Origin of the sequence: Succinivibrio dextrinosolvens DSM 3072 (genome assembly GCF_900167015.1) — a bacterium.
Taxonomy (GTDB): Bacteria; Pseudomonadota; Gammaproteobacteria; order Enterobacterales; family Succinivibrionaceae; genus Succinivibrio; species Succinivibrio dextrinosolvens.
This window is the reverse complement of the sequence record NZ_FUXX01000054.1, coordinates 1-14,542: the sequence shown is the minus strand read 5'-3', so window position 1 is coordinate 14,542 and position 14,542 is coordinate 1. Positions and strand designations below refer to the sequence as shown.

At 38.5% G+C, this 14,542-nt stretch carries 11 protein-coding genes; all 11 read left to right on the top strand.

From position 1 onward, the window contains the following. The coding region (locus B5D46_RS12060) for a zinc ribbon domain-containing protein (protein WP_143675669.1) at positions 1-180 on the top strand (180 nt) is incomplete at its 5' end. 783 nt (positions 181-963) lie between these two features. Further along, on the top strand, positions 964-1,287 hold the full coding sequence (locus B5D46_RS10770) for an endo alpha-1,4 polygalactosaminidase (RefSeq protein ID WP_078929460.1): 324 nt from the start codon (positions 964-966) through the stop codon (positions 1,285-1,287). Further along, positions 1,284-2,234 carry a hypothetical protein gene (locus B5D46_RS10765; RefSeq protein ID WP_078929459.1) on the top strand — a complete coding sequence of 317 codons (951 nt, stop codon included), beginning with the start codon at positions 1,284-1,286 and terminating at the stop codon, positions 2,232-2,234. The genes B5D46_RS10770 and B5D46_RS10765 overlap by 4 nt, the downstream gene beginning before the upstream one ends. Before the next feature lie 9 nt (positions 2,235-2,243). Then, complete coding sequence (locus B5D46_RS10760; protein WP_078929458.1) at positions 2,244-3,662, top strand: polysaccharide deacetylase family protein; 1,419 nt, start codon at positions 2,244-2,246, stop codon at positions 3,660-3,662. 42 nt (positions 3,663-3,704) lie between these two features. After that, positions 3,705-7,250 (top strand): tetratricopeptide repeat protein, encoded by a 3,546-nt coding sequence (locus tag B5D46_RS10755; RefSeq protein ID WP_078929457.1) that lies wholly within the window; start codon positions 3,705-3,707, stop codon positions 7,248-7,250. 21 nt (positions 7,251-7,271) lie between these two features. Then, positions 7,272-7,793 (top strand): hypothetical protein, encoded by a 522-nt coding sequence (locus B5D46_RS10750; protein ID WP_078929456.1) that lies wholly within the window; start codon positions 7,272-7,274, stop codon positions 7,791-7,793. Positions 7,794-7,812: 19 nt separating this feature from the next. Then, positions 7,813-9,207, top strand: coding sequence for a PelD GGDEF domain-containing protein (locus tag B5D46_RS10745; RefSeq protein WP_078929455.1), 1,395 nt, complete (start codon positions 7,813-7,815; stop codon positions 9,205-9,207). Beyond that, positions 9,173-10,156 carry a hypothetical protein gene (locus B5D46_RS10740; protein WP_078929454.1) on the top strand — a complete coding sequence of 328 codons (984 nt, stop codon included), beginning with the start codon at positions 9,173-9,175 and terminating at the stop codon, positions 10,154-10,156. The genes B5D46_RS10745 and B5D46_RS10740 overlap by 35 nt, the downstream gene beginning before the upstream one ends. Continuing rightward, positions 10,146-11,735 carry a GT4 family glycosyltransferase PelF gene (gene pelF / locus B5D46_RS10735; RefSeq protein WP_200805060.1) on the top strand — a complete coding sequence of 530 codons (1,590 nt, stop codon included), beginning with the start codon at positions 10,146-10,148 and terminating at the stop codon, positions 11,733-11,735. The genes B5D46_RS10740 and pelF overlap by 11 nt, the downstream gene beginning before the upstream one ends. Continuing rightward, entirely contained in the window at positions 11,716-13,092 is a 1,377-nt protein-coding gene (gene pelG, locus B5D46_RS10730) for an exopolysaccharide Pel transporter PelG (protein ID WP_078929453.1), read from the top strand. Before pelF ends, pelG begins: the two co-directional genes overlap by 20 nt. A gap of 154 nt (positions 13,093-13,246) precedes the next feature. Next, positions 13,247-14,101: a 3-deoxy-8-phosphooctulonate synthase gene (gene kdsA / locus B5D46_RS10725; protein WP_078929452.1), complete on the top strand. Its 855-nt coding sequence runs from the start codon at positions 13,247-13,249 to the stop codon at positions 14,099-14,101. Positions 14,102-14,542 lie beyond the last annotated feature (441 nt).

The following is a 14,542-nucleotide window of genomic DNA, read 5'->3' as shown; positions in this document are numbered from 1 at the left end:
CATGTCTCAAAAGACAATCGCAGTACTCAGGCTCATTTCTGCTGTACGAACTGTGGATATACAGCTAATGCAGATGAAAATGCAGCGGGAAATATCCTAAGGGCGGGGCTGGCCCGGCTAGCACAGGAAGTGAACTCCAAAAGGAGTCAGCACTGTGAACCCTCTGAAGCTGAACAGTAATGTCAGCAGTAGGAATCCTCTTGATTCAGCAAGAGGAGGATGTCAATAATAGATATGTATATATATGCTGATTGTTGCCTTTAGCATCATTATGGTAAAAGTAAATAAAGTATTATGTGACTGGTATCATATATATTTAGGATATAGGCTTTAATCGGAACTTGTTGAATCTCCACTGAAATCTCACCATTTTTGCTCATAATTTTCTTTGTTCATATATTTTTTTAATTTTTTTGTTTGTTTTACCGGTTTTTTTATTTTTAATTTCAGAAATTTTTTTTTATTTTTTTTCATTGTTCTACGAAATTATGTAAGAAATTAACTGAAAACTACTTTGGAATCGAAATATCTTAACTGGTTTATCTCTATTTAATTGAAAGTACTAAGTTTTATCTAATTATAGTTGTAGTTTTTGATCACTTTTACTTTAATGTCGAATCTTTTAAATAAGAAAATAATATGAATTAAATTACTCGTGAATACTATGTGGTTATGCAGTATCTGATAACAGTGTACAAACTGTTATAAAAGAGATTTTATAAGTTACATTTTTTTATATAAAATACAAAATTATATAATAATGGTCGGATGGTAATCACTGGCTAATATTAAAAATATGTGAATATAGTACAAGATGAAATGTAAAATCTTGGCTTTATTTTTTTTTCTCCAGCTTTATAATTGTCGGGACAATGCTCAACTTGGATTGAGCGATGATGTGTGTGATTATTTAAGAAATTGTATATCTTGAAAAAGTTAGTAATATTGGCACTGGTGTACCTGATGACAGTGCTTAATCCAGCTTTCGCCAAAACAAACAAATCCATCTGTTTCTATTACAACGAAGTCGATTCCATTCGTGAATTGCTGAATTTTGATCGAGTTGTTTTAGACCCTTCCAATGTTACTGATAAACAGATATCAGAGCTTCATAATGCAGGTATTTCTGTTTATTCATACATATCTGTTGGAGAGTATGACGAATCACTTCCTGATTCTCTTAAGGAAGCTAAAATAGCAGACAATGAAAGTTGGAACAGCTCCGTTATGGATGTTTCCTCTCTTCTTTATGGCGTGAATATATTCTTGCCCGTGTGGATGAGTTGAAAAAACGCCATTTTGATGGTCTTTTTCTAGATACTCTGGATAGCTTCAATGCCTATACCGATGAGAAAGCGGATAAAGCACTCTATGATAGACAGGTTGAAGGCTTAACTGAACTTGTAAACGATATCCATTCAATTCATCCTAAACTTATTTTTAATCGCGGTTTTGAGATTTTCGACAGAATCGGGTTCAAGCCAGAAGCTGTTGCCGGAGAGTCTATATTTAAGTCGTACAATTCTAAGGCTAATAAATACACTGACGTAAGCAAGTCGGACCGAGAGTGGCTTTCATCTAAGTTTGATCATGTAAAATCAGCTGGTGTAGAAGCTATTGCTCTTGATTATCTGCCAGATACAGATCTTGATGCGAGAATTGCTCTTGCAAAGGATATTTCCCAGAAAGGATATACTCCTTATGTGAGTGACGGTATGTTGTACGGCTTTGGCGTGAGTTACACATACAGTGTTCCAAAAAGAATTCTGGGTGTATATGATGGAACTTTAGGTGAACCTAATCTGTCCTTTATTCATTCTACAGTAACTACTCCTCTTGAGTACAACGGTTATGTTGTTGACCTGGTCGATATCTACAACATAGATGTTAATCAGCTTCAAAAATCTAAATATGCTGCATTGGTATTCTATCCTGCCGATAGTGGTGGCTATACCGAAAATACAGAGCTGATGTCATGGCTTATCTCCCATGTAGGGTATATTCCAACTCTGTTCTTAGGTGTGCTACCTACTAATAGTGAATTTTTAAATGCCTACGGAATAGAGTTTCTAGGAGAAATCGATCCTCCATACAGTTTTGACAGAAAGCCTGCAATGTCAAAAGGAATAATTGATCCTCCATTCTCTCCAAACGACAGACTGTTCAGTTTCAGTGTTGATGAGAATAAAGGCTTTAAGGTTCAGGCAAGTGTAAAAAATCCTGCTGGTGCATAATCAGCCCTTATGTTTAAAGCCCCATGGGGTGGCGCCGCAGTTTCTCCTTATCCTGTTTTCAGTCTCGATAACAATCAGGATATCTGGCTGGTAGATCCATTTAAATTCCTCGATGAGATGCTTGCTCTTCCTAAAATCCCGGCAGCAGATGCAAGTACTGAATCTGGTCTTAGAATTCTGACTTCACACGTGGATGGAGACGGATTCCCTTCACGTTCCTGGTTTAAAGGTTCACCTCTTGTAAGTGAAGTTCTGTATAACGAGGTTTTCAGTAAAATCGAGATCCCTCATACTGTATCTGTAATTGAAGGTGAAACCAGTCCAGAGGGCTTATATAAAGATGCTTCTCCTAAATTAGAGGCACTTGCAAGAAAAATTTTTGAACTGCCAAATGTTGAGGTTGCATCCCACACATACTCTCACCCTTTCTCATGGAATATAAAATCAAATATGAGAAAGCTTGTATATGGCGAGTTTCTTCCAATCCCAGGCTATAAGGAAGTTGATTATGACAGAGAGGTTTCAGGCTCTATAAATTATATCAACTCAAGACTTTGTCCTCCTGATAAGAAAGTAAAGGTTTTTCTCTGGTCAGGAAATGCATGTCCATCTCCTGAAGCTATAGAAAAGGTAGAAAAACAGGGCATTGTTAACGTAAATGGAGGAAATACCATTGTGCTCAAAGGTATGGATTCTTTAACCAACGTTTCTCCTGTTGTCTACTGGACTAAAAAGGGTGTTCAGGTATATGCACCTATGCTTAATGAGAATGTGTATACCAATGAATGGACAGAACACTTTGATGGTTTTGGAAGAGCAACCGAATCCTTTGATCTTACCGGACATCCTCGTCGTCTGAAGAGTATCGCTATTTATTATCATATGTATTCAGGAACATATCCTTCATCTCTTAAGGCTCTTAAATCACTTTATGACTATGCCTTGTCGCAGGATGTTACTCCTATGTATCTTTCTGAATTTGCCCAGAGAGCTAGAACTCTATATGAGACCGGTTTAGGTAAGAATTTAGACGGAAGCTGGAGAATCACTTCAACTGGTATCAGATCTTTAAGAGTTCCTGCTCAGTTTGGTATTCCTGTTTCTTCTGATATTCCAGGTTATAACGCCTGTGAGGATGGAAACTATATTATTCTGAACAAAAAACACAATACCATTCATTTTGCAAAGGAACGCGAAGACAGAGTAATGCTCAAGAGTGCTAACGGTATTGTCAATAAATGGGTTCAGAACGGAAACCGTATTGAATTTAACATTCAGTCCTATATTCCTTTAAAACTTGAATTGTGGACTAAAAATAAGTGTCAGATGGTTTCCTCTAGTGAATTTGAATCAAGAGTAGATAATCAGGTTTCCATATATCAGACAAAAGAAAAAGGTTCTATTTCAGGTGTTCTCATCTGTAACTGATTGAAGGATCTTCTGAAGTTTTAATTCCTTTACTGAAATAAAATGAAGTTAACAAAACAAAAGAGAAAATCTGCACCGCTTCTGAGCAAGACAACAATTGCTATTTTAATTGTAGGAGCAGTTGGTGCTGTGTATGTGTTATCACCAACCTCAACTACCCTTGAGAAGAAAATCTCAGATACTTCTTCTCCAGAGGTTTCATTAAATTATCTTCAGGAACTTGAGAAACTGAATCCTGATGATCCTATGATTCCATATCTAAAAGCCAAGCTGCTCTATGAAAAGGGTAACTACAATGATGTTATTGAGCTATTGGCTCCTGAAATCAAAGAGGATCCTGATCATCGAGCATTAGATACCTTTATTCTATATCTCAAGACTAAGGTCGCATTAGCTGGAACCATTGATAATAAGAGTAAGGAGAAGACCTTAACTGAAGTTAATGCTGAGTTGAATGCACTTTTAAATCGTAATTTTACAACGGAACAGATAAAAGAGATTGTTAAGATCTGTTATCAGATTCCGGATGTAGAAAAAGCCTACACCTATATCTGCAAGATAGAGAATCCTGATTATGAGACTATGAATGAAATCTATTCTCTTGCTCTTCAGACAGGACATTACGACAAGGCAATTGAATTTAAGAAAAATCTGTTCCTACATGAAGAATCCAAAGAGAACTATGAACCTCTATTCTCTTTATATCTTCAAGCTTTTGACAAAGATATGTTTTCTGCTTTTCTCAAGGAATATGATGGAAAACTGAGAGACGATTCTGATTTTATTAAAGCTGAGATTGATACAGCTACCAAGCTAGGTCTTTACGAGGAAACCTTTGGTCTTATTGAGCATCTATGCGAAAAGGAACCTAGCTTTGCAAACAAGATGGTTCTTGCAGAAAACTGTGTTTCAAGAAAGGATCTGGATAAAGCAGTTTCTATCTTTGAAGAGCTTCATGAGTCAGATATAACTCCTGAAGATAAGAAAAGAGAGATTACCGTAAGACTTCACGATTTATACAAATGGAAAGGTGCTCTGGAAGGAGCTCAGCGCATAAGCTATGAACTTCTTGAAAGTGATCCTACTCAGGCTGAAGTTTTAAGTGGAGTTGAGGAGTCTCGTTCCCTTTCAGATCTTGAAGGTATGGATAACTTCTATAAAAAAGCTTTTGAGGCAGGCTATCTCACTTCAGAACAATATGACGATTTTGTTGATGTTGTTGAAAAGGCTGAGGGTTCTAAAGAAGCTCTTTCCATGATTAATAAACTGCTAGAGGATAACTCCGGAAATTCAACTCTTATTTCCCATAAAATCAGACTTGAAAGCTATTTCAATGAATATAATAATGTCACTTCGGCGTTTGAAAATCTTATTAAGCTCCGCAAGCCTACAGCTAAAGAAGCCATGTATGCTGCTAATGCATATGTAATGCAGGGCAACGATAAGAAAGCTTTAGAGGCACTTACTGCTGTTGACAAGTGGGAAGAGCAGAATGATGAATATATGGTCATGGTCTCATCACTGTCCTGGACCTGTGATGATGATACTCTTGCATCCATGTCTCAGAATGTACTTTTAGATAGAAACTCAATGGAGGCTGACTCCTATAAGCTTTTAAACAGTATCGAAATAACTCCAGATAATATCGATAAACTCATAAGTTATTATGAGGCTAAGCATGATTTCACCATTATGTCAGAACTGCTTTCTCATTCAGCAGGAAAAAGCGATTATGCCTTAATGCAGAGGCTTCTAGACGTCATTAAAAAGCAAGATGAATCCTGCTATGCTTCTACAGATGTGCTTTCCTATAGAGCAACACTTGCGATGTATAAAAGAGATTTCAAAGAGGCTAAGCGCATTTATGAAAAACTGCTTAAGAATAATCCATCAAGTCTTGAAGCAATAGACGGACTATGTAACATCGCTCTTATGAACGGTGATAAAAAAGAGGCTGATGCTCTTTACCATAAATACAAGAAAATGTTTGCTTCAAATCCGGCAGCTTGGCAGATGGCAGCGTATCTTGCCTCGAGTTTAGGGTATGGAATGGAGTCTAAGGTATGGTATGAACTGTATCTGTCCAACGCTACATCCCCTTCAGCCGTTGATCTTCTTTCTTATGCCGAGGTTCTATCGGATTTAGGTTATTCAGATAAAGCTTACAGAATTAGAAAATATGTTGTTGACGTTAAGACTGAGGAACTGTTGAATCTTAATGACAGCAATGTAACTTTAGCCTCACTGGTTTCCACCTTTATATCAAAGTCTTTAGGTGAAGATATCATTAGAAATGAACTGAAATCATCAGAGTCTTCTGCTCTGGGAATTCAGTTAATGACATCTCTGCTTGAAAGAAATGACATAAAAAGTGCCATTTACTTCAAAAAGAGAAGTTCTCTTGCAAATGTTGTTTTATCTGACAGTCAGGAGCTGATTCTTGCAGTACGTACCAAAGACAAAGAAAAGATTAAAGATCTGCTTGAACGTGGTGTGGGTATCCGTGAGAGTGAAAAATATGATGCTCTTGAGAAAATCTCAAAACGTCTTGAGGCTTATCAGCTAGCCCAAAACACTGTAGGTGTGACCCCTTACAGTGATGTCAATAAAGCTTTAAGAGGACAGATGGCAGCAAACAATCAGATCTTATCCAGCAACGTTATGGCAGTTATTCATTCTCAGCCATTGTGGGGGCTTCAGTCTTATGCTGCCTACTACCATGCTCCATATTCACTTGGACAGTTTGCTGTAGCAACGATTTATCAGCATTCTAAAGCTCCTGATGCTATGGCAATCTCTAAGCTCAAGAGTGAAAAGAGGATCATAGGAAAAATCTCTTATGAACAGGAGAAGTACGAACTGTCATCGTCTGCAGATCTTGCTGACGGTGCTGCAGACGACAGATTAGGTCTGAAGATTGATTATCTGTTTAAACTTGATGAGCGTTATTCCGTATCTTTATCAGGAGCTTTAAATCAGCATTCCAATATTTCTCACATGATGACTGTGCTGGGAAAGGATAATTATGCAGAAATGCGTTTGAGTGCATCACCATGGAACAGAGAGTATTTTTCTCTTACATCCCGCATTCACAACTATAAGACACGTTACAACGAGAATCTGGGCTCAGGATATGATCTTGAATTTATGGCAATGACGCCTGTATTTAATTCTGATCCTGCGTTATATGGCTATACCTCATGGCTTTACCAGAACAATAATCCTTCAGATAACGCTCTTAGAGATACAAACAGACTGAATGGTTCTTTAAATGATGATTCAGTTCAGAGTTTAAGTTCAGAATCATTCATCTCAAAACAGTATAAACATTTGGCTTTCGGTATGACTACCAATCATGGCGATCCTGGAATCCCTGGCCCTTCAGTTCCATCTCCTCGCTTCCTGTTAGACGTTTTCACCGGATATAACTTTACGGAGAAAAAGATTGATGCATGTGCCAGTGCAGGTGTCGGAATAAGTCTGTTTAAGGCTCAGGATGAGCTGTTTATTAAGTCTTCAGTACAGAGTGCTGATAAACAAGGAAACAAGTCTTTAAGCCTGACTTTCGGTTACAGTATGGTTTTTTAATCTTTGAGGAACAAGAAAAAAATGAGAAAACTAACTTTTATTATTTTAGCTGCAATAGTCTCTTTAACTGGATGCTCTACCTACAGAGGATCAAATGGTATAACTGTTTCAAACGGTTCAACATTTGCGGTAATGCCATTTGTTAATCAGTCCAATACTCCTCTTGCTGCCGAGAATGTAGGTGCTATTATCTGTTCAGAGCTAAGTGCAAAGAACATCAGTTATGTCGCTTATGAATCAGCAGATGAGCCAAAGGATCTTAAGAGCATTCTTGATGTTTCATACACAACCCGTAAAGCTAATGAGTGGCTTAAAACTGTAAGTTACAACTACGTAATTTCAGGTTCAGTAGACGAGTGGAATTACAAGGCTGGTCTTGATGGAGAACCTGTTGTTAGCGTTACCGTACGTGTTAAGGATGTTAACGGAAATGTCGTATACGAGAAGACCGGCAGCAGATCAGGCTTTGGTCGTGAGAGTCTGAATGGTGCAGGTCAGAAGGTTGTAGAGAATATTTTAGGTGACATTAACTACACCAGATAATCGCATAAGGGATTTATAAATGAACAAGAGTCTTAAGAGCCTTAGCCGACTCCTAACCAGAGGCTCAGGTCAGCCTTTAATTGTTTGGGTAGAAACAGTTGTACTTGCCGCCATCTCATCAATTATCTGGATGAACTCTATCGAAATTTATTTTGATCAGAGCGGGCCTATACCTGTATTTACTGTAGAGAATACCTCTGAATTCTTCTGGCCACTTGTATTTGTAGTTATTGTAGCTTTGCGCTATGGTTTCTCCATGGGCTTTATTTCAGCCATTCTTTCAATTGTGCTGACAATGTCATTCTTTAAATATCATAATATCACTGATTATTTCTCATACTATCAGGCTGTTGGAATGCTGGTAGTAAATATGATTGCGGGTGAGTTCCGTGATGTATGGGAAGAAAGACTTCACAGAAATGACCTTGATTATGCTTTTATGAAAAGAAAGCTTTCTCTATTTACTCAGAACTATTTCATGCTTCGTTCCTCACATGATCAGTTAGAGCAGAGAATGGCCGGTCAGGCTGTAAGCCTTCGTTCAAGTATCAGTGAACTAGAGAATCTGAATGAGAAATATCCAATCCTTGGTGTGAAACCTCAAGACAGAATTAAATCTGTTGCTCCTCATGTGCTGAAATTATTAGCTTCAATTGTGGTTATGGAGGAGGCTGGAATCTACAGAATTGAGAATGGAAAAATCAATCCTGAACCTCTATCTACAATCGGAAAAATGCCTGAACTGGATCTTAAGGATGATATGCTCAATGACATGCTTGAGCATAGAGTTCTTATGTCACCTGTAAATCTTTATGAGACCGATTCAACTCTAAAGTATCAGCTTTGTGTTCCTCTGGTTGATACCATGGGTAATATGAATGCGTGTGTTGTAGTAACTCAGGTTAAATTCTTTACCCTTACCTCTCAGAATATCGCTATTCTGAATCTTGTAAGTGCTTACGCCGCAGATATGCTGGCTTCAGGAATTATTGCTCCAGTAATAGATTCTTCAGAAAAGGATCTTTTCCTAAGTTACCTGAAGAAGACCTTTGATGAGAACAAATACCATGGACAGAATAGCAGTATTGTTTTCTGTCGTGGTTATACAAAGGCAGCAATGGAACTCTTTGACAGAACTATTTCTCTTCGCCGTGGTGCTGATATCTACTGGAAACGCTGGACAGAAAACGGCGAGCAGGTCCTTGTAGTGCTGCTTCCTCTTACTTCTCTACTTCAGGCGCAGCTTTATGTAGATAGAGTTGATCGCCTGATGACAAAGGAGTCAGATGGAGCCATTAAGCTTGATTTTACAGGCCCTATGGATGTATCAGTTGATAATGAGCAGTTAATTTCAGAGCTTAAAAAGCTGGATTTAAAAGATGACGATTTTTCTTATTGTTTTAAGCCTGATTAGCGATATTAGCGCTGCATTATATGCATTTTCAGATGCGGAGCTTTTCCGCCGTCTTCTTGTATTTGCAATGTTTCACTTTATTGCAAGTATAAGTGCGGCGTATGCCATGTTCATGTTGCTTCCTGAAAACATGAGGAAATCTCAAAGTCCTTATCTTGCAGTCGGATTCATGTTCCTAATGTGCATGTTCCTGCCTGTGTTAGGCTTTATCGGTCTGTTCATGTGTGTCGTTGTAGCAATGAATCTGCCAAAGAAAAGAGCAGAGGTTATGTGGGTTGCCAATCCAAGGGAAGAACTGCCATCTCATCCTCGCGACATGATGTATACAAAGTTCGGTACAGGCGCTCTGCAGGATATTCTTTTGAATGCACCTGATGTTGAAAGGCGTGTTGAAGCTATTTCATCTGTGTCTCATCTGCCTCGTGATCAGCGAATCGCCTTCTACAAGCTTGCACTAAGAGATCCTGCTGATGATGTTCGTCTGATGGCTTATTCTCAGCTTGATCCTATTGAGCAGGATATTACCGACAATATTAAACAGCTTGAAGATTCCTTTAATGAGAATAATTCTGCTGATATAGCCTATGACATTGCTCAGCAGTTTTGGGAAATCTGTTACCTTGGAATAGCAGATACTGTTCTTGTAAAGCATTATCTTACAAATGCAAGAAAATGGTGTCAGACCGCAATTGAAATTGATGACCGCGGTAATTTTGAACTTCTTTTAGGTCGAATTCTACTTGAACTTGGTGAAATAGAGCCTGCTGAAATTGCTTTACAGAAGGCAAAAGATGCAAAAATGCTGGATTCTCAGGTTAACACTTATCTTGCAGAGTGTGCTTTTAGGATGCATGACTATGCATCAGTTAAATCATATCTGAGCTCTTTATATGCCACAGAAGGCTCAAAACTGGCTCAACTCAGGGAGTACTGGTTAAATGCCAAATAGTGAAGAAAAAAAGAGTGTAGGTGAAGTTTACAACGATCTGATGGGAAAGGACGCTAGCTTCAATGTCGGTGCAGAGGCTGATATCTGCATGATGCTTGAAGGTACCTATCCTTTTGTTCGAGGTGGTGTTTCTTCCTGGGTTCATCAGATTATAAGCAATATGCCTCAGCACACCTTTTATCTTGTATTTATAGGTGGACAGAGAAGTGCTTATAAAAAAATGGCCTATGAGCTTCCTGCAAATGTTGTTGGCATGGAAATGCACTATATCCTTCCTGATGAAAAAAATCTTTCTAAAAAGATGCCTAGGAAGGCCAATAATAATGATTTTGGCCTATGGCGTAAGGTGATAAGCTCTTTTGATAATCCAGAGGAGCCAATTCCTCATGATGTGTTAAAAGATTTTGCTGTTGCTATAGGAACTGATCCATATGCCATTAACGATCTTTTGTACAGTAAAGATTCATGGGATATCTTAACTGAACGTTATGATGCTATTGATTCGGAAGGTTCCTTTGTTGATTATTTCTGGACATACAGAACTCTGTATCAGCCTTTAATTGAGCTTTGCAGAATAGCTACTCATCTTCCAAAAGCAAAGTGCTATCACTCGATATCTACGGGTTACGCTGGTTTTTTAGGTGCTCTTGCTCATGCATCCAATAAAGTTCCTTTTTTACTGACTGAACATGGTATTTATACCAAAGAGCGAAAGATTGATCTTTCTCTTGCCACATGGATTAAGAGTAAATCTGATTCTTTAGATATATCTATGCACTCAGGTATGGATCTGATTCGCAGAATCTGGATTAACTTCTTTGTACAGATGGGAAAATCAGCATACCAGGAAGCCTACAGAATTACTGCTTTATTTGAGGGAAACAGAAAACGTCAGGTAATAGATGGAGCTCCTGAGCAAAAAACTGTGGTTGTGGTAAACGGTATTAAGACTTCTCGCTTTGAAGAGTCGTATAAATTAAGACCTCAGACTCCTCCTCATGTTGTGGCTCTGGTTGGAAGAGTTGTATCAATTAAGGATGTGAAAACCTTCATACGTACCATTAGAGGAGCATTAGATCTTTATCCTGATCTTCAGGGGTGGGTTGTAGGTCCTAAGGAAGAAGATCCAAAGTATGTATCAGAGTGTGAAAACCTGGTACAAAGTCTTGGTCTTCAGGAGCATGTTAAATTTACCGGAAACCAGAACGTAGCCAAAATTATGCCTCAGATTGGAATTATGATGCTGACTTCAATCTCAGAAGCTCAGCCTTTGGTTCTGCTTGAAGCAATGGCAAGCGGTATTCCTTGTATTGCTACAGATGTTGGTGCCTGCTCAGAGATCTTATATGGAGCTAATACCGAGACTCCTAATCTTGGTCACGCTGGTGAAGTTATCTCCATAGCAAATCCTGCTCAGGGAGTTGAGATGATCGACCATTTCCTGAGAGACGATAAGTTATGGCGAGAAACCGGTGATATTGGTCGTCAGCGTGTATTGAAATATTATGAAGAATCAATGATGTTTGATTCCTATAGAAAACTTTATCAAGAGGGTATAGATGGCGGGAATAGGATTTGAGCTAAGGAAAATTCTTAAAAGAGATTCCTTAACCTCTGTAATTCAGGCTTATGGTATTGCTTCAATTGTAAGCTCAGGTCCATGGGTTCTGTCTATTATGGCACTGATGATTATTGGTATCATCAGTGTAGATGTTGTTTATCCTTCGGTTTTGATTATACAGTTTCTGATATCGGTAACGTATATGATGGCAGGGTCGCTGATTTTGAGTGGATTCTTCCAGATCCTCTTCTCAAGATTTGTGGCTGACTGTGAATTCAGAGGTGAGGATAATAGGATTATTCCAAATCTATTCGGCGCAATGCTGTTTCTGACAGCTGTGTCTGGAGTCGTAGGTTTCTTCCTGTTGACTCTACTTCCTAGCATAGATTTTTCTGTCAGAATCTGTATGCTGGCATCATTTGTTCTTTTGACCAACCAGTGGATTGTGATTATTTTCTTATCCGGTATGAAAGAGTATTACCGCATTGTTATAACAATGTTTCTGGGCTACGGCCTTATGGTTTTTCTTGCCTGGACATTACCTCCATTTGGTCTTTTAGGTCTTGAGTTTGTATTCTGTGTATCTCAGGCTGTACTGACTTTTGCTTTCCTACTGCAGGTTGTCCGTTCAATGCCTGGTTTTGCCTTTATTCGTTTTGATTTTTTAAACCCTCACAAGGTTTATGCTTCACTGATATTCTGCGGTCTGTTTTATAATCTTGGTGTATGGGCAGATAAGTTTGTATTCTGGTTTAGAAATGAAACCTCATATGCACAGATAGATGTAATGAGAGCATCGTATATCTACGATTTACCTATCTTTCTTGCTTATCTGGCAGTTGTACCGGGAATGGCTGTTTTCATCATGAGAATTGAAACAGATTTTACTGAGAACTGTTTTAAATTCTACAATTCTGTTCGTGAAGGCGGTTCATTAAATACTATTACCTTATTTAAGGAACAGATGATTGATTCATGCAGAAGCTGCCTTTATAAGATCTTCAAGGTGCAGGGTATTACTCTTGCATTATTGCTGGTATTTGCAAAAGATATTCTTTCTGCTTTTGGAATAGATCTTGTTTATCTTAATCTGTTCTATATCGATCTTGTTGGTGTAAGCCTCCAGGTGCTGGTAATGTCTCTCCTGAATGTTATGTATTATCTGGATAAGAGATATGGGGCACTGATTCTTACTGCCATAATGGTCGCTTCAAACTTCCTGTTCTCATACATCAGTATCGATCTTGGTCCTGTATATTATGGATACGGTTTCGCTTTTTCAATGTTGCTGTGTACTGTAGTTGGACTGTTCCTTGTTGACAGACAGTTCTCTGATCTTGAATATGAGACCTTCATGCTTCAGAAAACACTATAACTTTTAATGCAGGAAACAATCTGTTTCCTGCAAATCTGTTTAACTTTTTTCTTCTAATCGTTCTTTTACTGCAAAAATCAGAATTAGCTTCTGCAGAATATTAGACTACCTCCCATTTATGCTAAAATTAGCTAACTTTTAAGGAGTTAATTTTATGCAGCATAGAGTAATTGAGATTGGTGATATCAAAGTTTCCAATCAGAATAAATTTGTTCTTTTCGGAGGAATGAATGTTCTTGAGAGCCGCGATCTTGCAATGAAGGTCTGCGAGCATTATGTAAATGTTACCTCAAAACTTAATATTCCATACGTCTTTAAAGCAAGTTTCGACAAGGCAAACCGTTCATCTGTATTCTCATACCGCGGTCCAGGTCTTGATGAAGGCATGAAGATATTCGAGGAAATCAAGAAGACCTTCAATGTTCCTGTAATCACCGATGTTCATGAAGTATTTCAAGCTCCTATCGTTGCAGAGGTTTGTGATGTTCTGCAGATACCTGCTTTCCTTGCAAGACAGACTGATCTGGTTGCTGCTATTGCAAAGACCGGTAAGGTAATCAACATCAAGAAACCTCAGTTCCTATCTCCTTCTCAGATGATCAATATTACTCAGAAGATTGAAGAGTGCGGAAATAGAAATATCATGCTATGCGACCGTGGAACTAACTTCGGCTATGACAACCTTGTTGTTGATATGCTTGGCTTTGGTGTTATGAAGCAGGTCTGCGGCGGTTATCCTATTATCTTTGACGTTACTCATTCTCTGCAGTGCCGTGACAGTACTGGTGCTGCTTCAGGTGGCAGAAGAGCACAGGTAGCTGATCTAGCTCGTGCCGGTATGGCTGTTGGTATCGGAGGCCTATTCCTGGAGGCTCATCCAAATCCAAACGAAGCTAAGTGTGATGGTCCATCTGCTTTACCTTTGGATAAACTTGAGCCATTCTTAAAGCAGTGCAAGGCTATCGATGATCTGGTTAAATCATTTGATGAGCTAGACACTTCAAAATAATCTTTTCAACTCGAATGCTGGTAAGTCTGCCAGCATTCTTCTAATAATCATTTCGTATAAAATCTTGTGATAAATAATTGTTCCTTTGCAAAGCTACAGGAGATGTTTGATATGACAGCAGAAGAATTCGTGAAGGCGTGTCATGGTCAAATACCCTCGGATAAATCCGAGGGCTTGCTAGTCAGCATAATATAGGTACAAGCGATACCAATTGGTAATCTCCCTACACTGCCAGCATCATCGGACAATTGACAATGCCCGCTTTGAAAAAGAGTTTACTCTTAATCAGTTCTTATCCTTTTTGTATCTAGGATTCTTTTCTCCTGACAGCCATCTCTTTCCAAGATTCTGAATATTCATGGCTCCAACTCTGTCATCATTGGATTTATAGCCGCATGGGCAGCTATACAGATGTCTGTTATGATCTCTGCTCTGTTTGTG

What these genes read in the sequence shown, in the direction of transcription:
- B5D46_RS10770 (WP_078929460.1), top strand. Translation starts at nt 964, where the DNA reads ATGACAGTGCTTAATCCAGCTTTCGCCAAAACAAACAAATCCATCTGT.
- pelF (WP_200805060.1), top strand. Translation starts at nt 10,146, where the DNA reads ATGCCAAATAGTGAAGAAAAAAAGAGTGTAGGTGAAGTTTACAACGAT.
- pelG (WP_078929453.1), top strand. Translation starts at nt 11,716, where the DNA reads ATGGCGGGAATAGGATTTGAGCTAAGGAAAATTCTTAAAAGAGATTCC.
- B5D46_RS10755 (WP_078929457.1), top strand. Translation starts at nt 3,705, where the DNA reads ATGAAGTTAACAAAACAAAAGAGAAAATCTGCACCGCTTCTGAGCAAG.
- kdsA (WP_078929452.1), top strand. Translation starts at nt 13,247, where the DNA reads ATGCAGCATAGAGTAATTGAGATTGGTGATATCAAAGTTTCCAATCAG.
- B5D46_RS10750 (WP_078929456.1), top strand. Translation starts at nt 7,272, where the DNA reads ATGAGAAAACTAACTTTTATTATTTTAGCTGCAATAGTCTCTTTAACT.
- B5D46_RS10760 (WP_078929458.1), top strand. Translation starts at nt 2,244, where the DNA reads ATGTTTAAAGCCCCATGGGGTGGCGCCGCAGTTTCTCCTTATCCTGTT.
- B5D46_RS10745 (WP_078929455.1), top strand. Translation starts at nt 7,813, where the DNA reads ATGAACAAGAGTCTTAAGAGCCTTAGCCGACTCCTAACCAGAGGCTCA.
- B5D46_RS10740 (WP_078929454.1), top strand. Translation starts at nt 9,173, where the DNA reads ATGACGATTTTTCTTATTGTTTTAAGCCTGATTAGCGATATTAGCGCT.